The 20,211-nt window shown below is 72.4% G+C and carries 16 protein-coding genes; 6 read left to right on the top strand and 10 right to left on the bottom strand.

Features of this window, described 5'->3' with window-relative positions:
• The first annotated feature begins 61 nt into the window (after nt 1-61).
• Together ACY1JF_RS15895 and ACY1JF_RS15890 are read left to right on the top strand one after the other, a co-directional pair.
• Complete coding sequence (locus ACY1JF_RS15895; protein WP_462705773.1) at nt 62-3,949, top strand: glycoside hydrolase family 2 TIM barrel-domain containing protein; 3,888 nt, start codon at nt 62-64, stop codon at nt 3,947-3,949.
• Nucleotides 3,950-3,986: 37 nt separating this feature from the next.
• On the top strand, nt 3,987-4,847 hold the full coding sequence (locus ACY1JF_RS15890; protein ID WP_462705772.1) for a DUF72 domain-containing protein: 861 nt from the start codon (nt 3,987-3,989) through the stop codon (nt 4,845-4,847).
• On the opposite strand, the gene ACY1JF_RS15885 is transcribed toward ACY1JF_RS15890, so the two are convergent.
• Nucleotides 4,822-5,187 carry an ArsR/SmtB family transcription factor gene (locus ACY1JF_RS15885; protein ID WP_462705771.1) on the bottom strand — a complete coding sequence of 122 codons (366 nt, stop codon included), beginning with the start codon at nt 5,185-5,187 and terminating at the stop codon, nt 4,822-4,824. The two genes, ACY1JF_RS15890 and ACY1JF_RS15885, sit on opposite strands and share 26 nt — an antisense overlap.
• A 72-nt stretch (nt 5,188-5,259) precedes the next feature.
• On the opposite strand from ACY1JF_RS15885, the gene ACY1JF_RS15880 reads away from it, so the two are divergent.
• From ACY1JF_RS15880 to ACY1JF_RS15870, 3 genes are read left to right on the top strand one after another with little or no spacing between them, the layout of a single operon-like run.
• The gene (locus ACY1JF_RS15880) at nt 5,260-7,188 is read left to right on the top strand and encodes a heavy metal translocating P-type ATPase (RefSeq protein WP_462705881.1); all 1,929 of its coding nucleotides are present in this window, start codon (nt 5,260-5,262) and stop codon (nt 7,186-7,188) included.
• 55 nt (nt 7,189-7,243) lie between these two features.
• Nucleotides 7,244-8,716, top strand: a complete 1,473-nt coding sequence (locus tag ACY1JF_RS15875; RefSeq protein WP_462705770.1) for an AlkA N-terminal domain-containing protein — start codon at nt 7,244-7,246, stop codon at nt 8,714-8,716.
• Between the two features lie 9 nt (nt 8,717-8,725).
• A complete protein-coding gene (locus ACY1JF_RS15870; RefSeq protein ID WP_462705769.1) occupies nt 8,726-9,220 on the top strand; it encodes a methylated-DNA--[protein]-cysteine S-methyltransferase in 495 nt (164 codons plus the stop codon).
• Between the two features lie 132 nt (nt 9,221-9,352).
• Here ACY1JF_RS15870 and ACY1JF_RS15865 read toward each other — a convergent pair whose 3' ends face one another.
• Nucleotides 9,353-9,847 carry an NUDIX domain-containing protein gene (locus tag ACY1JF_RS15865; RefSeq protein ID WP_462705768.1) on the bottom strand — a complete coding sequence of 165 codons (495 nt, stop codon included), beginning with the start codon at nt 9,845-9,847 and terminating at the stop codon, nt 9,353-9,355.
• A 136-nt stretch (nt 9,848-9,983) separates the two neighbouring features.
• Here ACY1JF_RS15865 and ACY1JF_RS15860 point away from each other — a divergent pair, with 136 nt between their 5' ends.
• Nucleotides 9,984-11,120 carry a glycerate kinase gene (locus ACY1JF_RS15860; protein ID WP_462705880.1) on the top strand — a complete coding sequence of 379 codons (1,137 nt, stop codon included), beginning with the start codon at nt 9,984-9,986 and terminating at the stop codon, nt 11,118-11,120.
• Nucleotides 11,121-11,308: 188 nt separating this feature from the next.
• On the opposite strand, the gene pssA is transcribed toward ACY1JF_RS15860, so the two are convergent.
• The 8 genes from pssA to ACY1JF_RS15820 all read right to left on the bottom strand — a co-directional run bounded on the left by pssA (nt 11,309) and on the right by ACY1JF_RS15820 (nt 20,185).
• Nucleotides 11,309-12,091, bottom strand: a complete 783-nt coding sequence (gene pssA, locus ACY1JF_RS15855; protein WP_189418541.1) for a CDP-diacylglycerol--serine O-phosphatidyltransferase — start codon at nt 12,089-12,091, stop codon at nt 11,309-11,311.
• A 70-nt stretch (nt 12,092-12,161) separates the two neighbouring features.
• Nucleotides 12,162-12,818, bottom strand: a complete 657-nt coding sequence (locus tag ACY1JF_RS15850; protein WP_462705767.1) for a phosphatidylserine decarboxylase — start codon at nt 12,816-12,818, stop codon at nt 12,162-12,164.
• 173 nt (nt 12,819-12,991) lie between these two features.
• Nucleotides 12,992-14,197 (bottom strand): acyl-CoA dehydrogenase family protein, encoded by a 1,206-nt coding sequence (locus ACY1JF_RS15845; RefSeq protein WP_462705766.1) that lies wholly within the window; start codon nt 14,195-14,197, stop codon nt 12,992-12,994.
• Nucleotides 14,198-14,201: 4 nt separating this feature from the next.
• Nucleotides 14,202-14,708, bottom strand: coding sequence for a MaoC family dehydratase (locus ACY1JF_RS15840; protein ID WP_462705765.1), 507 nt, complete (start codon nt 14,706-14,708; stop codon nt 14,202-14,204).
• A gap of 5 nt (nt 14,709-14,713) precedes the next feature.
• Nucleotides 14,714-15,673 carry an HpcH/HpaI aldolase/citrate lyase family protein gene (locus ACY1JF_RS15835; RefSeq protein WP_462705764.1) on the bottom strand — a complete coding sequence of 320 codons (960 nt, stop codon included), beginning with the start codon at nt 15,671-15,673 and terminating at the stop codon, nt 14,714-14,716.
• Nucleotides 15,670-17,709 carry a protein meaA gene (locus ACY1JF_RS15830; protein WP_462705763.1) on the bottom strand — a complete coding sequence of 680 codons (2,040 nt, stop codon included), beginning with the start codon at nt 17,707-17,709 and terminating at the stop codon, nt 15,670-15,672. The genes ACY1JF_RS15835 and ACY1JF_RS15830 overlap by 4 nt, the downstream gene beginning before the upstream one ends.
• 9 nt (nt 17,710-17,718) lie before the next feature.
• Nucleotides 17,719-19,056, bottom strand: a complete 1,338-nt coding sequence (gene ccrA / locus ACY1JF_RS15825) for a crotonyl-CoA carboxylase/reductase (RefSeq protein ID WP_462705879.1) — start codon at nt 19,054-19,056, stop codon at nt 17,719-17,721.
• A 316-nt stretch (nt 19,057-19,372) separates the two neighbouring features.
• Entirely contained in the window at nt 19,373-20,185 is an 813-nt protein-coding gene (locus ACY1JF_RS15820) for a TetR family transcriptional regulator (RefSeq protein WP_462705762.1), read from the bottom strand.
• Nucleotides 20,186-20,211 lie beyond the last annotated feature (26 nt).

Raw genomic sequence — 20,211 nt, 5'->3', positions numbered from 1 at the left:
CAACCGCCGTTAGCGCACCGTGCGTTGAGCCGCCCACCGAACCCCACGGAAGGCCACGGTCATGCCGCACCCGTCCCTCTCCTCCGTCGCGCCCCCGGTCGTCAGCCGCCGCCGTCTCCTGGAGGGCGGCGCCGCCGTCCTCGGCGCGCTCGCCCTGTCCGTACCCCCCGCCAGGGCCCGTGCGGCGGCCGCCGCCGACGGCCCCCCGCAGTGGAACGACTTCGGTGTCTTCCGGCTCGGCACCGAGCCGCCGCACACCACGCTCATGCCGTACGCGGACGTCCGCCAGGCGCTGGCCGCCGACCGCACCGACTCCCCGTACCGCCTCTCCCTCGACGGCACCTGGAAGTTCGCCTACGCCGACCGCCCCGAGGACCGGGACGCCGACTTCCACCGCACCGACCTCGACGACGGCGACTGGGACACCGTCCCGGTCCCCTCCGTCTGGCAACTGCACGGCCACGACCGCCCGATCTACCTGAACATCACCTACCCCTACTGGGGCCCCAACGGCCTGGGGGAGGAGCCGCAGCCCCCCACCGCCCCCACCCGCCGCAACCCCGTCGGCCAGTACCGCCGCACCTTCACCGTCCCCCGCGACTGGGACGGCCGCCGCACCTTCCTCCACTTCGAGGGCGTCAAGTCCGCCCACTACGTGTGGATCAACGGCGAACTGGCCGGGTACGACGAGGACTCCTACACCCCGTCCGAGTACGACATCACCGACCACCTCAGGCCCGGCACCAACCAGATCGCCGTCGAGGTCTACCGCTACGCCGACGGCGACTGGCTGGAGGACCAGGACATGATCCGGCTGAGCGGCATCTTCCGCTCGGTCTACCTCTACTCCACCCCCGCCGTGCGCCTGCGCGACTTCCGGCTGCAGACCCCGCTGGACGACACGTACACCGACGCCGAACTGGCCGTCACCGCGCAGGTCCGGGCGTACGGCGACGGCTCCACCGGCCGGTACACCGTCGAGACCCAGCTGTACGACGCCCGCGGCCACGCCGTCTGGTCCCGGCCGCTCAAGGCCGGCGCCGACCTCGGCACCGCCGGCGCCGGCGAGGACGTCACCGTACGCGCCTCCAGGGCCGTACCGGCGCCGAAGCTGTGGTCGGCCGAGCAGCCGAACCTCTACACGGCCGTGCTGCGCCTGCGCGACCCCGCCGGAAAGGTGACCGAGACCCTCTCGCACCGGGTCGGCTTCCGGGAGTTCGCGCTCAAGGACGGCCTGATGCGCGTCAACGGCAAGCCGGTCTCCCTGCGCGGCACCAACCGCCACGAGATGCACCCGGAGCGCGGCACCGCCCTCAGCCGCGAGGACCTGGTCAACGACATCACCCTCATCAAGCGGCTCAACATGAACAGCGTCCGCACCTCGCACTACCCCAACAACCCGCTGTGGTACGAACTCGCCGACGAGTACGGCCTCTACCTCGTCGACGAGACCAACCTGGAGACCCACGCCATCCGCGACGAGTACCCCGGCGACCACCCCGAGTGGACCGCGGCGTGCGTGGCCCGCGCCCAGAACATGGTGCACCGCGACAAGAACCACCCCTCGGTGGTGATCTGGTCGCTGGGCAACGAGGCGGGCACCGGCTCCACCTTCACCGCCATGCACGACTGGATCCGCTCCTACGACACCACCCGCGTCATCCAGTACGAGGGCGACGACCGCCCGGGGATCAGCGACATCCGCTCCGAGATGTACGACACCCCCCAGCGCGTCGAGCAGCGGGCGAAGGACACCTCCGACACCCGGCCGTACGTGATGATCGAGTACGCCCACTCGATGGGCAACTCCACCGGCAACCTCAAGAAGTACTGGGACGTCGTCCGCCGCTACGACGTGCTCCAGGGCGGCTGGATCTGGGACTTCGTGGACCAGTCCCTGACCTGGCCGGTGCCCGCCCGCGTCCTGCTGCGGGAGACCGGCCCCGCCGGGCTGCGCGGCGAGATCGTCAACCCCAGCGGCTCCTTCGACCGGCAGGAGGGCCTGTCCGGCGGCACGCTCTTCGCCCGCGACGAGAGCCTGGACCTCACCGGCTCCCTCACCCTGGAGGCCTGGGTCACCCCGCGCTTCCTCGGCTACCACCAGCCGATCGTGGCCAAGGGCGACACCCAGTACTCCCTGAAGCAGAACGACCGGACCCTGGAGTTCTTCATCTACTCCGGCGGGCAGTGGATCACCGCGACCTGGGCGCTGCCGGACGACTGGACCGGCCGGGAGCACCACGTCGCCGGTGTCTTCGACGCCGGCGCCGGCACCCTGACCCTCTACGCCGACGGCGTGGCCAGAGCCGTCCGCACCACCACCCGGCGCCCCGAGGTGAACACCGCGCCGCTCTCCCTGGCGACCGACGCCGACAACCAGACCCGCGAGTTCAGCGGCACGATCCGCGCCGCCCGCGTGTACGCCCGCGCCCTCACCGCCGCCGAACTGGCCGACGACGGCCGCGACAGCGGCGACGACGGCGTGCGCTTCTGGTTCGACGCCGCCGACGTCCGGAAGGAGGAGGCGCGGCCGCAGGAGAAGACCTTCTTCGCGTACGGCGGCGACTGGGGCGACAACCCCAACGACGGCGCCTTCGTCGCCGACGGACTGCTCACCGCCGACCGCGGCCACACCGGCAAGGCCGCCGAGGTCAAGCGCGTCTACCAGGCGATCGACGTGCGGCAGCGGGCCGGCGGCCCCGGCGCCGTGACCCTGGTCAACGAGTACCTCTTCACCGACCTGCGGGAGTTCGACGGCCGCTGGGAACTGGTCGCCGACGGCCAGGTGGTGGGGCGCGGGCGGCTGACCCGCGACCAGCTGGCCGTGGCGCCGCTGTCCGGCAAGGACATCACCGTGCCCGTACGGCTGCCGGCCGACCCGGCGCCCGGCACCGAGTACTTCCTCCAGGTCTCCTTCACCACCAAGGAGCCCGCCCCCTGGGCGAAGGCCGGCTTCGAGGTGGCCCGCGTCCAGCTCCCCGTCGCCGCGGACGCCCCCGCCGTCACCCCCGTGCCGCTGGACCGGGTCCCGGCCCTGGAAGTGGACGAGGACGGCGAGGAGATCACCGTCGCCGGCGAGGACTTCACCGTCACCGTCGACCGGGGCAGCGGCACCATCACCTCGTACGAGGCGCGCGGCATCCGGCTGCTCACCTCCGGTCCGGTGCCCAACTTCTGGCGGGCGCCCACCGACAACGACCTCGGCAACGGCCAGCACACCCGCAACCGGACCTGGCGGGACGCGGGCGCCCGGCGCGAGGTCACCGACGTCGCCGTGCGGACGCTCGGGGCGGACCGGGCCGTCGAGATCAAGGTCAGCGGCACGCTGCCGACCACGGTGGAGTCGTCGTACACCACCACCTACACGGTCTTCGGCAACGGCGAGATCAAGGTCGGCCACACCCTGCACCCCGGCGCCGCGAGCCTGCCGTACATCCCGGAGGTCGGCAGCCTGCTGTTCCTGCCGCGCGGCCTGGACCGGCTGCACTGGTACGGGCGCGGCCCCGAGGAGAACCACTGGGACCGCAACACCGGCACCGACGTCGGCCTGTACTCCGGGACCGTCGCCGAGCAGTGGTCCGGCTACATCCGCCCGCAGGAGAACGGCAACAAGACCGACGTCCGCTGGGTGGCGCTCACCGACCGGCACGGCACCGGGCTGCTGGCCTCGGGCGAACCCCTGCTGGAGGTCAACGCCTCGCACTTCACCCCGGAGGACCTGTCGACGGGCGTGCGGCACGACTACCAGCTCACCCCGAGGGACGCGGTCGTGCTCCGGCTGAACCACCGGCAGATGGGCGTCGGCGGGGACAACAGCTGGGGCGCGCACACCCACGACGAGTTCAAGCTCTTCGCCGACCGGGACTACTCCTACACCTACCGGCTGCGCCCGGTCACCGACGTGCGGGAGGCGACGCGGGCCGCGCGGCGCCCCACCGCCACCGAATAACGGCATGGGGCGGGGGAGTCCGGGCAACCGGGCTCCCATGGGTGAGGTACGGGTCGGCGCGTGTTCCTGGACGGACCGGCAGCTCGTCGCGAGCGGCTGGTATCCGCGCGGACGGCGGGACGCCGAGGGGCGGCTGCGGCACTACGCCTCCCGGCTGCCCGTCGTCGAGGTGGACGCCGGGTACTACGCGCTGCCCAGCCGCCGCAACAGCGAGCTGTGGCTGGCGCGCACCCCCGAGGGCTTCCGCTTCGACGTCAAGGCGTTCTCGCTGCTGACCGGGCACCCCACCCGGGCCGGGGCGCTCCCCGCCGACCTGCGGGGGGCCGAGCGGGGACCGGCGCTCCTCGACGAGGTGTGGCGGAGGTTCGCGTACGCCGTGGAGCCGCTGCGCGAGGCCGGGCGGCTCGGCGCCGTGCTGTTCCAGTTCCCGCCCTGGTTCGCGCCGGGCGCGGGCGCCGAGGAGACGCTCCAGGAGTGCGCCGGGCGCACGGCCGGGTGGCCGCTCGCCGTCGAGTTCCGGCACCCCGGCTGGTGGGCGGCGGACCGGGCGGACGCCACCGCCGCGCTGCTGGCCGGCCTCGGCGCCAGCGCGGTGGGCGTCGACATGGCGCCGGGCCTGCCCGGATCGCTGCCGCCGATCGTGCCGGTCACCCGCCGCTCCCTGGCCGTCGTACGGTTCCACGGCCGCAGCCCGGCGTGGGGCAGCGGCAGCAAGGAGGACCGCTTCCGGTACGGCTACGACGTGGCCGAACTCGCCGCCTGGGTGCCCCGGCTGCGGCGCGCGGCCCGGCACGCGGACGAACTGCACGTCCTGTTCAACAACTGCTGCGGGGACGCGGCCGTACGGGCCGCCGAGACGATGCGGGACCTGCTCAGCGCCGCGGACCGGTGTCGCTGATCCCCAGCCGCAGGTGCTCCACGTGGAAGACGGCCTGGTCGAGGAGTTTGGCCACGTGGTCGTCGTGCAGCGCGTAGACGACCGACCGGCCGCGCCGCTCGCCCACCACCAGGCCCAGGTTGCGCAGCAGCCGCAGCTGGTGCGAGCACGCCGACTGCTCCATGCCGACCTCGGCCGCCAACTCGGTCGCGGGCAGCGGCCCCTCGCGCAGCCGGGCCAGGATCAGCAGCCGGGAGGGGGTGGACAGGGCCTGGAGCGTGGTGGCGACCTTGGCGACATTGTCCGCGTCCAGCCGCACGCGTGCGGTCTCCTGCGTGGTGCTGGCGGCTCCGTGACCCATGCGGTCATCCTACGCACCGCCCGGGAACACCCATACGTATGAACGGATGAATGGGTCTTCATGTGTTCCTGTATGGTGTGCGGCGTGTCCACCACCCTTGCCCCCACCGCGCCCGCGACGACGCCCCGCCGGCCGGCGCCCGGCCGCCGCACCCGCGTGCTGGCCCTGCCCGAGGCCCGCTGGGCGCTCGTCTCCCTGCTCGCGTTCCTGCTCGCCCTGACCCTCGACCTGACCGGGGTCACCGCCTGGGCGTACGGCCCGCTGTACGCCCTCGCCTACGCCGCCGGCGGCTGGGAGCCCGCCCTGGAGGGCCTGCGCGCGCTGCGCGACAAGACCCTCGACGTCGACCTGCTGATGATCGTCGCGGCGCTCGGCGCGGCCTCCATCGGCCAGGTCCTCGACGGCGCCCTGCTGATCGTCATCTTCGCCACCTCCGGCGCCCTGGAGGCGCTGGCCACCGCCCGCACCGCCGACTCCGTGCGCGGCCTGCTCGACCTCGCGCCCACCACCGCCACCCGGGTGACCGGGGAGGGCGAGGAGACCGTCGCCACCGCCGACCTCGCCGTCGGCGACGTCCTGCTGGTCCGGCCGGGGGAGCGGATCGGCGCCGACGGCACGGTCCTCGGCGGCGAGGGCGAGGTCGACCAGGCCACCATCACCGGCGAGTCCCTCCCGGTCCTGAAGACCCCCGGCGACGACGTCTTCGCCGGCACCCTCAACGGCACCGGCGCCCTGCGGGTGCGCGTCGACCGCGACCCGGCCGACTCGGTGATCGCCCGCATCGTCGCCCTGGTCGAGGAGGCGTCCCGCACCAAGGCGCCGACCCAGCTGTTCATCGAGAAGATCGAGCAGCGCTACGCGGTCGGCGTGGTCGTCGCCACCCTCGCGGTCTTCGGCATCCCCCTCGCCTTCGGCGAGGGCCTCACCGACGCCCTGCTGCGCGCCATGACCTTCATGATCGTCGCCTCGCCCTGCGCGGTGGTCCTGGCCACCATGCCGCCGCTGCTGTCCGCCATCGCCAACGCCGGCCGGCACGGCGTCCTGGTGAAGTCGGCGGTCGCGATGGAACGGCTCGGCGAGATCGACACCGCCGCCCTGGACAAGACCGGCACCCTCACCGAGGGCACCCCCGAGGTCACCGCCGTGACCCCGCTGCCCGGCTCCGGGCTCGACGAGGACGCCCTGCTCGCGCTGGCCGCCGCGGCCGAGCTGCCCAGCGAGCACCCGCTGGGCCGCGCCGTGGTCGCCGCCGCCCGCGCCCGCGGCCTTGCCCTGGCCACCGCCGAGGAGTTCACCGCCGCCCCCGGCCGCGGGGTGACGGCGACCGTCGAGGGGAGCGTGGTGAGTGTCGGCCGGGCCGGCACCGCGGCCGACGACGCCACCACCGTCCAGGTCACCCGCGACGGCATCCCCGTGGGCACCCTCGTCCTCACCGACCGGCTGCGCCCCGACGCCGCCGGGGCCACCGCCGCGCTCACCGCCCTCAACGGCACCGCCCCCACCCTGCTGACCGGCGACAACGCCCGCGCCGCCGCCCGGGTGGCCGAGGCCACCGGCCTCACCGACGTCCGCGCCGACCTGTTCCCCGAGGACAAGGTCGCCGCCGTACGGGGCCTTCAGGACGCGGGCCGCAAGGTGCTGTTCGTCGGGGACGGCGTCAACGACGCGCCCGCCCTGGCCGCCGCCCACGCCGGCGTCGCCATGGGCCGCGCCGGCTCCGACCTCGCGCTGGAGACGGCCGACGCGGTCGTCGTCCGCGACGAGCTGACCGCCGTCCCCGCCGTCGTCCGCCTCTCCCGCACCGCCCGCCGGCTGGTCCTGCAGAACCTGGTGATCGCGGGCACCTTCATCACCGTCCTGGTGCTGTGGGACCTGATCGGGCACCTGCCGCTGCCGCTCGGCGTCGCCGGCCACGAGGGCTCCACGGTCCTGGTCGGCCTGAACGGGCTGCGGCTGCTGCGCGAGTCCGCCTGGCGATCCGGGACCGCGCGAAAGGCGTGAGCACGATGTCGGATTCCCGCCGGAACCGCCGGGCGCGGTGGACGATGCTGGACCCATGCAGATGGGGATGCACACCGACACCGAGCGCTGCGTGCGCGCCGTCCGGTCCAGGGACGCCCGGTTCGACGGCTGGTTCTTCACGGCCGTCCTGACCACCGGCATCTACTGCCGGCCGAGCTGCCCGGTGGTGCCGCCCAAGCCGGAGAACATGGTGTTCCACCCGAGCGCGGCGGCCTGCCGGCAGGCGGGCTTCCGGGCCTGCAAGCGCTGCCGCCCCGACGCCAGCCCCGGCTCCCCGGAGTGGAACCGGCGGGCCGACCTCACCGCCCGCGCCATGCGGCTGATCGCCGACGGGGTGGTCGACCGCGAGGGCGTGCCCGGCCTCGCCGCCCGGCTCGGCTACAGCACCCGGCAGATCGAACGCCAGCTGCTGGCCGAGCTGGGCGCGGGCCCCCTCGCCCTGGCCCGCGCCCAGCGCGCCCAGACCGCCCGGCTGCTGATCGAGACGACCCGGCTGCCGATGGCCGAGATCGCCTTCGCGGCCGGCTTCTCCTCCGTGCGCACCTTCAACGACACCGTCCGCGAGGTCTTCGCCCTCACCCCGCGCGTCCTGCGCACCCGCGCCCCGGAACCCGGGACCGGCGGAGCCCTCGCCCTGCGCCTGCCGTTGCGCACCCCGTTCAACCCCGACAACCTCTTCGGCCACCTCGCCGCGACCGCCGTCCCCGGCGTGGAGGAGTGGAGACAGGGCGCGTACCGCCGCACCCTGCGCCTGCCCTACGGTCACGGCATCGTGTCCCTCGCCCCCGCCCCCGGCCACATCGCCTGCCGCCTCGTCCTCGGTGACCTGCGCGACCTGCCCGTCGCCATCAGCCGCTGCCGCCGACTGCTCGACCTGGACGCCGACCCGGTCGCCGTCGACGGCCGGCTGCGCACCGACCCGGTCCTGGCGCCCCTGGTCGACAAGGCCCCCGGGCGGCGCGTGCCGCGCACCGTCGACGAGGCCGAGTTCGCCGTCCGCGCCGTCCTGGGCCAGCAGGTCTCCACGGCCGCCGCCCGCACCCACGCCGCCCGCCTGGTCACCGCCCACGGCGACCCGGTCGACGACCCCGAGGGCGGCCTGACCCACCTGTTCCCCACCCCCGAGGCGCTGGCGACGCTGGACCCCGCCACCCTCGCCATGCCCCGCACCCGCCGGGCCACCCTCACCACCCTCGTCCGCCACCTCGCCGACGGCTCCCTCACCCTCGGCGTGGACAGCGACTGGCCGGCCACCCGCCGACGCCTCCTCGCCCTCCCCGGCTTCGGCCCCTGGACCGCCGACGTCATCGCCCTGCGCGCCCTCGGCGACCCCGACGCCTTCCTCCCCACCGACCTCGGCGTCCGCCGCGCCGCCCAGACCCTGGGCCTGCCCTCGACCCCGGCCGCCCTCACCGCCCGCGCGGCCGGGTGGCGGCCCTGGCGGGCGTACGCCGTCCAGTACCTGTGGGCGACCGACGACCACCCGATCAACTCCCTGCCCGTGTGAGGCCCCCGCATGAACCGACTGAACCGACGGCACACCGTCACCGACAGCCCCTACGGCCCCCTCACCCTGGTCGCCGAGGACGGCGTCCTGTGCGGCCTCTACATGACCGGCCAGCGCCACCGCCCACCCGAGGAGACCTTCGGCCCCCGCGACGACACCCCCTTCGACGCCGCCCTCGACCAGCTGACCGCCTACTTCGCCGGCGAGCTGCGCGAGTTCACCCTCCCCCTCCACCTGGACGGCACACCCTTCCAGCGCACCGTCTGGGACCACCTGCGCACCATCCCCTACGGCGAGACCCGCACCTACGGCGAACTCGCCGCCGCCCTCGGCAACCCGGCCGCCTCCCGCGCCGTCGGCCTCGCCAACGGCCGCAACCCGATCGGCGTCATCGTCCCCTGCCACCGCGTCATCGGCGCGAGCGGCGGCCTGACCGGGTACGGCGGCGGGCTGGAACGCAAGCGGCGGCTGCTGGACTTCGAGCGCGGGGCGGCGCTCTTCTAGCGGACTACGGCGCTCTTCTTGCGCGCGGCGCCGCCGGTCACCACCGGCCGGCGGCGATCTTCCGCAGCGGTTCCGGCAGGGCCGTGCCGACCGGTTTTCGGATCATCCCGCACGCGCGCCGCCCGCCGGGCCTCACCGGTCCACCCGCCGCCCGTTCTCCAGCTCCGCCGTCCCCGAGCCCTCCGCCAGGACGTCCAGCGCGGCCAGGACCCGGCCGTGGAGGGCGCCGAGCAGGAAGCCGGACAGCTCCTCACGGGGCACCAGGCGCCAGGACAGCAGCTCCTCCTCCTGGAGACGGATGGCCTTGAGGTCCTCCTCGGAGAGGATCCCCCCGTCGTAGAGGTACGCCACCACCGGCGGCCGGCCCGCGCCGCGCACCCAGTCCACCGCGAGCAGCCGGCCCGGGGCGACGTCGAGGCCGATCTCCTCGGCCGTCTCCCGGCGGGCGCCCTCGCGGGGCGTCTCCCCGTCGTCGGACTCGATGGTGCCGCCCGGAAGCGCCCACCCCTCGCGGTAGTTGGGCTCGACCAGCAGCACCCGGCCCTCGGCGTCCCGGAACAGGGCGGCGGCGCCGGCCAGGACGCGGGGGAGGCCGGCGATGTACGTGGCGTAATCCGAAGTGGTCATCCTCCGCAGGGTATCGGCCGGGTATGACGCCGAGGGCGCGATCCGGTTAAGGTCACACCGGCGCGACTGCCTTGACGTGCGCGGACGTGCGCAAGGCCCGGAAGAGCAAGGGGAGAACAAGGTGGCTGACGCTGCTGTGGACGGGACCCGGCGGGTCCTCGTGGCCGCGGACAAGTTCAAGGGGTCGCTGACGGCCGTCGAGGTCGCCGAGCGGGTGACGGCCGGGCTGCGCCGCGTCGTGCCGGGCGTGCGGGTGGAGGCGCTGCCGGTGGCCGACGGCGGGGACGGCACGGTGGCCGCCGCCGTCGCGGCCGGGTTCGAACGCCGGGAGATACGGGTCGCCGGGCCGCTGGGCGCGGAGGTGACGGCGGCGTTCGCGCTGCGCGACGGCACGGCGGTCGTGGAAATGGCGGAGGCCAGCGGGTTGCAGCGGCTACCGGCCGGGGTCTTCGCGCCGCTGACGGCGTCCACGTACGGCTCCGGGGAACTGCTGCGGGCCGCGCTGGACGCGGGGGCGCGGACCATCGTGTTCGGGGTCGGGGGCAGCGCGACCACGGACGGGGGCGCCGGGATGCTCTCGGCGCTGGGCGCGCGGTTCCTGGACGGGGAGGGAGAGCCCGTGGCGCCGGGCGGCGGCGGACTCGCCGAGGTGGCCTCGGCCGACCTGTCCGGTCTCGACCCGCGGCTGTCCTCCGTTGAGCTGGTCCTCGCCAGCGACGTCGACAACCCGCTGACCGGCCCGAAGGGCGCCCCGGCCGTCTACGGGCCGCAGAAGGGGGCCTCGCCGGACGACGTGGAGGCGCTGGACGCGGCCCTCGCGCGTTTCGTGACGGTGCTGGAGGGCGCGGTGGGCGCGCGGGCCGCCGAGTACGCCGCCGCGCCGGGCGCCGGTGCCGCGGGCGGCATCGGATACGGCGCGCTGCTGCTCGGGGCGCGGTTCCGTCCCGGCATCGAGGTGATGCTCGACGTCCTCGGCTTCGCGCCGGCCCTGCAGCGGGCCGAACTGGTGATCACCGGGGAGGGGTCGCTGGACGAGCAGACCCTGCACGGCAAGGCGCCCGCCGGGGTCGCGGCGGCGGCGCGGGCCGCAGGGCGGGAGGTCGTCGCGGTGTGCGGGCGGCTGGCGCTGGCGCCGCAGGCGCTGGGGCGGGCGGGGATCAGGCGGGCGTATTCCCTCACGGAGGTCGAGCCGGACGTCGCGACGTGCATCGCGGAGGCGGGGCCGATCCTGGAGCGCGTGGCGGAACGCATCGCGCGGGACTTCCTGAGCTGACCGCCCGGGGGCTCCGCCACCGGGCCCCCGGGCCCATGCCCACCCCCGACTCGGCCGGCCCAGAGGGCACCTCCTCAGCCGGCCGAGACGGGTGGGAGGAGGGGAAGACGACGTCCGGGCGACGCGGGGCACACAAAAGGGGCCCCGGACCACACCTCGGTCCAGGGCCCCGGAAAAACTCCGCGCCGCTACGGCAGCTGCGCCGCCCGCGCCTCCCGCCGGTTGTCACGGAAGTTGTTCACCCGCCGGGCCGTGGCGAACAGCGGGATCACCGCGCCCATCACCAGCTGCAGCGCACAGCCCGTCTGGAGCAGCAGCTGCCCGCTCGGCGCGTCGAACGCCCATCCGGCCAGCAGCCCCATCGACAGCACGATCCACGACAGCATCGCCACCGCGAGACGCCCCCGCGGCTTCGGGTACTCCACCCGGCTCACCATCAGCCAGGCCGTCCCGACGATCGCCAGCACGGTCGCCACGAACGGCAGCTCGAGGAGCACGATCGACACGACCGTCAGCGCCCCGAACGGCGACGGCATCCCCTGGAAGGTGCCGTCCTTCACCGTCACGCACGAGAATCTGGCGAGCCTGAGCACCACCGCCAGCAGCACCACGATCGCCCCGACCGCCGCCAGCCGCTGGTGCGCGTCGTCCGCGACCATGCCGTAGACGAGGACGAAGTACGCCGGCGCCAGGCCGAAGCTGATCAGGTCGGAGAGGTTGTCCAGCTCCGCGCCCATCGGCGAGGACCGCAGCTTGCGCGCGACCAGGCCGTCGAACAGGTCGAAGACCGCCGCGCACAGCATCAGGATCACGGCGGTGGCGGCGCTGTGCCGCGCCATGCCGGTCTCCTGGCTGCCCTGGAGGTGCGGGATCAGGATGCCGGTGGTGGTGAAGTACACCGCCATGAACCCGCACGTGGCGTTGCCGAGGGTGAGGGTGTCCGCTATCGACAGGCGCAGGGAGAGCGGCATCTCCTCCTCTTCGAACACCTCGTCGGCCTCGTCGACGGCCTCCGGCACCCAGCCGGCCTTGGTATCAGGATCAATCACGGTCAATGCGAGTCACCCCAGCCACGGTCTTCTGACCGACCTCGACCGCCACCTCCACACCTTCCGGCAGGTAGAGGTCGACGCGGGAACCGAAGCGGATCAGGCCGATCCGCTCGCCCTGCTCGACCTTGGTGCCCCGCGGCAGGTAGGGGACGATGCGGCGGGCCACCGCGCCGGCGATCTGGACCATCTCGATGTCGCCCAGCTCGGTGTCGAAGTGCCAGACGACCCGCTCGTTGTTCTCGCTCTCCTTGTTGAAAGCGGGGACGAAGCCGCCGGGCACGTGCTCGACCGAGGTCACGGTGCCGGCCAGTGGGGCGCGGTTGACGTGCACGTTGAGCGGGCTCATGAAGATCGCGACGCGGGTCCGGCCGTCCTTCCACGGCATGATGCTCTGCACCACGCCGTCGGCGGGCGAGATGACCCGGCCCTGCGCGATCTCGCGCTCGGGGTCGCGGAAGAACCACAGCATCCCCGCCGCGAGCGCGGTGGCGGGGACGGCGACGGCCTTGGCGGCACCCGAGCGGCGGGCGCGGACCAGGCTGACGGCCGCGGTCGCGACGGTCGGCAGGAGCCACGGCGATGCTCCGCGCGCGAGGCGTACGCCGGCGAGGCGGTCGCTGGGTGCAGAGGTTTGGCTGTGGGGCATGGATGACCTTCGTAGCGGATGATGCCGCGCTTCGGAAACGGGGGACGGCGGCTTTCTCGCGATCGTAGCGGGTACGTGCCGCAACTGGGTAAGCCAGGAAGCCGAGTCGGAGGCCGAAGAACGCCCGTGGGGTGTGATCTTCTTCTCCAAGAAAACACCCCGTATCCGGACATCTAGTCCTGGAAGCGATACTCCTCCAGCAGCCTGCGACCGATGATCATTTTCTGGATCTCGGCGGTGCCTTCACCGATCAGCAGCATCGGTGCCTCCCGGTAGAGACGCTCGATCTCGTACTCCTTCGAGAAGCCGTACCCGCCGTGGATCCGGAAGGCGTCCTCCACAACCTCTTTGCAGTACTCGGACGCGAGGTACTTGGCCATCCCCGCTTCCAGGTCGTTTCGTTCGCCGGAGTCCTTTTTGCGTGCAGCGTTCACCATCATCGCATGCGCGGCCTCCACCTTGGTAGCCATCTCCGCCAGCTTGAACTGAATGGCCTGGTGCTGGGCGATCCGCCTGCCGAAGGCGTGGCGCTGCTGGGCGTAGCGGACGCCGAGCTCGAAGGCGCGCTGCGCGACGCCGCAGCCCCGGGCGGCGACGTTGACGCGGCCGACCTCGACGCCGTCCATCATTTGGTAAAAACCCCGGCCGGTGGTTCCGCCGAGCACCCGATCGGCCGGAACGCGCAGTCCGTCCATGATCATTTCGGTGGTGTCGACGCCCTTGTAGCCCATTTTGTCGATCTTCCCGGGGATGGTGAGACCCGGGCGGACCTCGCCGAACCCGGGCTCCTTCTCCACCAGGAAGGTCGTCATCGACCTGTGCGGGGCGGTGCCCTCCGGGTGACCCTCGTCACTGCGCACCAGAACGGCCACCAAGGAGGACGTGCCGCCGTTGGTCAGCCACATCTTCTGGCCGGTCAGCACGTACTCGTCGCCCTCCCGCACCGCCCTCGACGTGATCGCCGCCACGTCCGAGCCGAGCGCCGGCTCCGACATGGAGAACGCGCCCCGCACGTCCCCGGTGGCCATCCGGGGCAGGAAGTACTCCCGCTGCTCCTGGGTGCCGTGCTGTCTGAGCAGGTACGCCACGATGAAGTGCGTGTTGACGATGCCGGACACCGACATCCAGCCCCGGGCGATCTCCTCGACGCACAGCGCGTACGTCAGGAGGGACTCGCCCAGTCCGCCGTACTCCTCGGGGATCATCAGCCCGAACAGGCCCAGCTCCCGCAGTCCGTCGACGATGGCCTGCGGGTACTCGTCGCGGTGCTCCAGCTCGGTGGCGACCGGGAGGATCTCCTTGTCGACGAAGTCCCGGACGGTGGAGACGATCTCCGTCTGGACGTCGGTGAGGCCGTGGGTCTGGGCGAGGCGTGCCATCGGATCAGCCCTCCTGGAGTTCGGGGCGGCCCGGCTGCTCGCCGCCGCGCGCCTTGACGTACGTCTCGGTGGGCACCATCACCTTGCGGCGGAACACGCACACCAGGGTGCCGTCCTGCTTGTGGCCCCTGGTCTCCACGTGCACGATCCCGCGGTCGTCCTTGGATTTCGACGGCCACTTGTCCAGCACGGTCGTCTCGCCGTAGACCGTGTCGCCGTGGAAGGTGGGCGCCACGTGCTTCAGCGACTCGATCTCCAGGTTGGCGATGGCCTTGCCGGAGACGTCCGGGACGGACATGCCGAGCAGGAGCGAGTAGACGTAGTTGCCGACCACCACGTTCCGGCCGAAGTCGGTGGCGCTCTCCGCGTAGTTGGCGTCCAGATGGAGCGGGTGGTGGTTCATGGTGAGGAGGCAGAAGAGGTGGTCGTCGTACTCGGTGACCGTCTTGCCGGGCCAGTGCTTGTAGACCGCCCCGACCTCGAACTCCTCGTAGGTGCGTCCGAACCGCATCGTCCTCAGCCCTCCGGGGTCTGGAACGCCGACGTGCGGCGCATCCCGGCGGCCCGGCCCTTGCCCGCGACGACCAGCGCCATCTTGCGGCTGGCCTCGTCGATCATCTCGTCGCCGAGCATCGCGGAGCCCTTCTTGCCGCCCGCCTCGGACGTGTGGTACTCGTACGCGTCCAGGATCAGCTCGGCGTGGTCATAGTCCTCCTGGGAGGGGGAGAAGACCTCGTTGGCCGCCTCGACCTGGCCGGGGTGCAGCACCCACTTGCCGTCGAAGCCGAGGGCGGCGGCGCGGCCGGCCACCTCGCGGAATCCGTCGACGTTCCTGATCTGGAGGTAGGGGCCGTCGATCGCCTGGAGACCGTTGGCACGGGCGGCCATCAGGATCTTCATCAAGATGTAGTGGTAGGCGTCCGCGCCGTAGCCGGGCGGCTGCTCACCCACCACCAGCGACTTCATGTTGATGGACGCCATGAAGTCGGCCGGGCCGAAGACGATCGTCTCGGTGCGGGGGCTGGCCTGCGCGATCTCGTTGACGTTGTTCAGGCCCCGCGCGTTCTCGATCTGCGCCTCGATGCCGATCCGGCCCACCTCGAAGCCCATGGTCTTCTCGATCTGGGTGAGGAGGAGGTCGAGGGCGACGATCTGCTGGGCGTCCTGGACCTTGGGCAGCATGACGCAGTCCAGGTTGGGGCCCGCGCCCTCGACGACCGTGACCACGTCCCGGTACGTCCACTCGGTCGTCCAGTCGTTGACGCGCACGACCCGGGTCTTGCCGGTCCAGTCGCCCTCGTTGAGGAACTTGACGACGGTGTGCCGGGCCTCCGGCTTGGCCAGCGGCGCGCAGGCGTCCTCCAGGTCCAGGAAGACCTGGTCGGCGGGGAGGCCCTGGGCCTTCTCCAGGAAGCGGGGGTTGCTTCCCGGGACCGCCAGGCAGGAGCGGCGCGGGCGCGGTCGGTCGACGGTCATGCGGGGACCTCCAAGGGGTCGGGCAGGGGGCCGAGCTTGTTCGCGTGCCGGATCTCGTCCACGATCCGGCCGATGATGCCGGTGATGTCGAAGTCCTTCGGGGTGAAGACCGCGGCCACTCCGGCGTCCCGCAGCGCCGCGGCGTCACTGCTGGGGATGATGCCACCGGCGATCACCGGAATATCTGTGGCACCGGCCACACGCAGCCGCTCCAGCACGTCGGGGACGAGCCGCGCGTGCGAACCGGAGAGGACCGACAGCCCGACCGCGTGCACGTCCTCGGCCACCGCCGCGTCCACGATCTGCTCCGGCGTCAGCCGGATGCCCTGGTACACCACCTCGAAGCCGGCGTCACGCGCGCGCACGGCGATCTGCTCGGCGCCGTTGGAGTGCCCGTCCAGACCGGGCTTGCCGACCAGGAAGCGGAGCTTGCCGACGCCGAGGTCGCGGGCGGTCGCCGCCACCTTGCGGCGGACCTCCGCGAGCGCCGGGCCCTGTGCGGCCGTGACCGCCACCGGCGCCGACGAGACGCCCGTCGGCGCCCGGAACTCGCCGAACACCTCGCGCAGCGCCCCGGCCCACTCGCCGGTGGTGACACCGCAGCGGGCGCACTCCAGGGTGGCCTCCATCAGGTTGGCGTCGGAGCGGGCCGCCTCCTTCAGCCGGTCCAGCGCCGAGCTGCACCGGGGGTGGTTGAACGGCGGCTGCCACCGCGTGTCCCGCCACTGCCGGAGCGCGGCGACGACCCGCGCCTCCACCGCCGGGTCGACCGTGTGGATCGCGGTGTCCAGGTCGGCGGTGAGCGGGCTGGGCTCGGTGGACTCGAAGGCGTTGACGCCGACGATCTTCTCCTGGCCGGACTCGATCCGGGCCCGGCGCTCGGCGTGCGAGGCGACCAGCCGCGACTTGAGGTAGCCGGACTCGACGGCCGCCAGGGCGCCGCCCAGCTCCTCGATGTGCTCGATCTCCGCCTCGGCCAGCTCCACCAGTTCGGCCACCTTGGCCTCGACCACCTTCGAGCCCTCGAAGAGGTCGCCGTACTCCAGCAGGTCGCTCTCGTACGCCAGCACCTGCTGGATGCGCAGCGACCACTGCTGGTCCCAGGGGCGGGGCAGGCCGAGCGCCTCGTTCCAGGCGGGCAGCTGCACGGCACGCGCGCGTGCGTCCTTGGAGAGGGTGACGGCCAGCATCTCCAGCACGATCCGCTGGACGTTGTTCTCCGGCTGCGCCTCGGTCAGACCGAGCGAGTTGACCTGGACGCCGTAGCGGAAGCGGCGGTGTTTGGGGTTCTCGATGCCGTACCGCTCGCGGGTGATCCGGTCCCAGACACGGCCGAAGGCGCGCATCTTGCACATCTCCTCGACGAAGCGGACGCCCGCGTTCACGAAGAAGGAGATGCGTCCGACCACGTCGCCCATGCGCTCCTCGGGCACCTGGCCGCCGTCGCGCACCGCGTCCAGGACGGCGATCGCGGTGGACATCGCGTACGCGATCTCCTGCACCGGCGTGGCGCCCGCCTCCTGGAGGTGGTAGCTGCAGATGTTGATCGGGTTCCACTTGGGCAGGTGGGTGACCGTGTAGGCGATCAGGTCGGTCGTCAGGCGCAGGGAGGGGCCCGGGGGGAAGACGTGCGTCCCCCGGGACAGGTACTCCTTGACGATGTCGTTCTGCGTCGTGCCCTGGAGCCGGGTGAGGTCCGCGCCCTGTTCCTCGGCGACGACCTGGTAGAGCGCCAGCAGCCACATGGCCGTGGCGTTGATGGTCATCGAGGTGTTCATCCGCTCCAGCGGGATGTCCTGGAGCAGCCGGCGCATGTCACCGAGGTGCGCGACCGGCACCCCGACCCGGCCGACCTCGCCGCGGGCCAGGACGTGGTCGGGGTCGTAACCGGTCTGGGTCGGCAGGTCGAACGCCACCGACAGGCCCGTCTGGCCCTTGGCGAGGTTGCGCCGGTACAGCTCGTTGGAGGCCTCGGCGGTGGAGTGGCCCGCGTACGTCCGCATCAGCCACGGACGGTCCTTCTGGCGCTCTGTCATCGGGTGCCCTCAGATGTTCCGGAAGCGGTTGATGGCGTCGGCGTGCCGGGCGCGCTTCTCCTCGTCGCGCACCCCGAGCCCTTCCTCGGGGGCCAGGCAGAGCACCCCGACCTTGCCCTGGTGCAGGTTGCGGTGCACGTCGTACGCCGCCTGGCCGGTGTCCTCCAGGGAGTACACCCTGGACAGCGTCGGATGGATCTTCCCCTTGGCGATGAGGCGGTTGGCCTCCCACGCCTCGCGGTAGTTGGCGAAGTGGGAGCCGATGATCCGCTTCAGCGACATCCACAGGTAGCGGTTGTCGTAGGTGTGCTCGTAGCCGGAGGTCGACGCGCAGGTGACGATGGTGCCGCCCTTGCGGGTGACGTAGACGGAGGCGCCGAAGGTCTCGCGGCCGGGGTGCTCGAAGACGATGTCGACGTCCTCACCGCCGGTCAGCTCCCGGATGCGCTTGCCGAACCGCTTCCACTCCTTCGGGTCCTGGGTGTGCTCGTCCTTCCAGAACCGGTAGTCCTCGGCGCTGCGGTCGATGATCAGCTCGGCGCCCATCCGCCGGCAGATCTCGGCCTTCTTCTCGCTGGAGACGACGCAGATCGGGGTGGCGCCGCCGGCCAGCGCGAACTGGGTGGCGTAGGAGCCGAGACCGCCGCTGGCGCCCCAGATCAGCACGTTGTCGCCCTGCTTCAGCTGGGCGCCGTTGCGGGAGACCAGCTGCCGGTACGCGGTGGAGTTGACGAGCCCCGGCGCGGCGGCCTCCTCCCAGCTGAGGTGGTCCGGCTTGGGCATCAGCTGGTTGGACTTGACCAGGGCGATCTCGGCGAGACCGCCGAAGTTGGTCTCGAACCCCCAGATCCGCTGTTCCGGGTCGAGCATGGTGTCGTTGTGCCCGTCGCTCGACTCCAGCTCCACGCTCAGGCAGTGCGCGACGACCTCGTCGCCCGGCTTCCAGGAGTTGACGCCGGCCCCGGTGCGCAGGACGACGCCGGCCAGGTCGGAGCCGATGACGTGGTACGGCAGGTCGTGCCGGCGGGTCAGCTCGCTGAGCCGGCCGTAGCGCTCCAGGAAGCCGAAGGTGGACAGCGGCTCGAAGATCGAGGTCCACACCGAGTTGTAGTTGACCGAGGAGGCCATCACGGCCACCAGGGCCTCGCCCGGGCCCAGCTCGGGCACCGGCACCTCGTCCAGGTGGATCGACGCGCGGGGGTCCTTGTCGCGGGTGTCGAGCCCCGCGAACATCTCCGTCTCGTCCTTGTGGACGGTGATCGCGCGGTACGACTCGGGGAGCGGCAGGGCGGCGAAGTCGGCGGGTGTCGCATCGGGGGACTGGATCGCGTCCAGGATGTCCTTCACGGTCACGGTGTTGCCTCCGGCGGTGCGGTGCTGCTGCTGAGGGTCGGAAGGGTGCCTGTGACGCAGGCGTCCGGGACGCGGAGGCGGCCCCGCGGGGACTGCCCGGACCACTTCAACGTATGGCACCCCGTGTCACCCCGCAAGGCACTGGGTGCCAGATTTTCCACTCAAATGAAATCTTTGCCTAACAGATGAGCGATGATCGATCAGGGATCGCCGAGCGGGCACGAGAAAACGGCCACCGTCGGGTGGCCGTTGTCCGGGAAGGGGGAGCGGGGAAGAGGGAAGGGGGAGCGGGGGAAGGGAAGGGGGAAGGTCAGCGCTCCTTCAGCGCCTGTTCGATCGCGCGCATGACCTCGTCCAGCGGGGCGTCCGTGCGGGCGACGGTCACCAGGACCTCGCCCTCGGCGGAGGCCGTCGCCGCGGACCGGGGGCCGGTCCGGTCGGAGCGCCCGGCCCCGATGCCGGTGCCGAAGGTCTTGCGGACGATGGCGAAGGCGTGGTCGAGCTGGGCCTCCAGGTCGCCCTGCCCGGCCGCCCGCAGCCAGCGGCGCAGCACGTGGTTGTGGGCGGTGACCACGGCGGACGCGGCGACCTCCGCCAGCAGCGGGTCGTCGTTGGCGTCGTCGGCGTGCGCGTGCTCGTCGAAGTGGCCGAGGAGGTAACGGGTGAACAGACGCTCGTAGCGGGCCACCGACGCGATCTCCGCCTCGCGCAGGGTGGGCACCTCGCGCGTGAGCTTGTAGCGCGCGACGGAGATGTCCGGGTGGGCCGCGTACATCTTCATGACCTCTTTGATGCCCCGGCACACCGTGTCCAGCGGGTGCTCGTGCGCGGGGGCGGCGTTGAGCACCGCCTCGGCGCGGACCAGGGTGTCGTCGTGGTCGGGGAAGATCGCCTCCTCCTTGGAGCGGAAGTGGCGGAAGAAGGTGCGGCGGGCGACCCCGGCAGCCGCCGCGATCTCGTCGACGGTGGTGGCCTCGTACCCCTTGGTGGCGAACAGCTCCATCGCGGCGGCCGCCAGTTCCCGGCGCATTTTCAGCCGCTGGGCGGCGGCTCGGCCGCCGACGGCGGTCTCCGGCACGTCGGGCGCGGCTGGTGTACGTGTGGACTTGGCGGGCTGGGACATGGACACGAACGTACTGCATGTGCCCA

This window comes from Streptomyces sp. SYSU D01066-1 (assembly GCF_054956795.1).
The sequence above is the reverse complement of the archived record's forward strand: the minus strand, read 5'-3'. Positions and strand labels throughout refer to the sequence as shown.

What these genes read in the sequence shown, in the direction of transcription:
- ACY1JF_RS15880 (WP_462705881.1), top strand. Translation starts at nt 5,260, where the DNA reads ATGGTGTGCGGCGTGTCCACCACCCTTGCCCCCACCGCGCCCGCGACG.
- ACY1JF_RS15830 (WP_462705763.1), bottom strand. Translation starts at nt 17,709, where the DNA reads ATGACAGAGCGCCAGAAGGACCGTCCGTGGCTGATGCGGACGTACGCG.
- ACY1JF_RS15840 (WP_462705765.1), bottom strand. Translation starts at nt 14,708, where the DNA reads ATGCGGTTCGGACGCACCTACGAGGAGTTCGAGGTCGGGGCGGTCTAC.
- ACY1JF_RS15890 (WP_462705772.1), top strand. Translation starts at nt 3,987, where the DNA reads ATGGGTGAGGTACGGGTCGGCGCGTGTTCCTGGACGGACCGGCAGCTC.
- ACY1JF_RS15820 (WP_462705762.1), bottom strand. Translation starts at nt 20,185, where the DNA reads ATGTCCCAGCCCGCCAAGTCCACACGTACACCAGCCGCGCCCGACGTG.
- ACY1JF_RS15895 (WP_462705773.1), top strand. Translation starts at nt 62, where the DNA reads ATGCCGCACCCGTCCCTCTCCTCCGTCGCGCCCCCGGTCGTCAGCCGC.
- ACY1JF_RS15845 (WP_462705766.1), bottom strand. Translation starts at nt 14,197, where the DNA reads ATGGCACGCCTCGCCCAGACCCACGGCCTCACCGACGTCCAGACGGAG.
- ACY1JF_RS15850 (WP_462705767.1), bottom strand. Translation starts at nt 12,818, where the DNA reads ATGCCCCACAGCCAAACCTCTGCACCCAGCGACCGCCTCGCCGGCGTA.
- ACY1JF_RS15835 (WP_462705764.1), bottom strand. Translation starts at nt 15,673, where the DNA reads ATGACCGTCGACCGACCGCGCCCGCGCCGCTCCTGCCTGGCGGTCCCG.
- ACY1JF_RS15870 (WP_462705769.1), top strand. Translation starts at nt 8,726, where the DNA reads ATGAACCGACTGAACCGACGGCACACCGTCACCGACAGCCCCTACGGC.
- pssA (WP_189418541.1), bottom strand. Translation starts at nt 12,091, where the DNA reads ATGCCGCTCTCCCTGCGCCTGTCGATAGCGGACACCCTCACCCTCGGC.
- ACY1JF_RS15885 (WP_462705771.1), bottom strand. Translation starts at nt 5,187, where the DNA reads ATGGGTCACGGAGCCGCCAGCACCACGCAGGAGACCGCACGCGTGCGG.
- ACY1JF_RS15865 (WP_462705768.1), bottom strand. Translation starts at nt 9,847, where the DNA reads ATGACCACTTCGGATTACGCCACGTACATCGCCGGCCTCCCCCGCGTC.
- ACY1JF_RS15875 (WP_462705770.1), top strand. Translation starts at nt 7,244, where the DNA reads ATGCAGATGGGGATGCACACCGACACCGAGCGCTGCGTGCGCGCCGTC.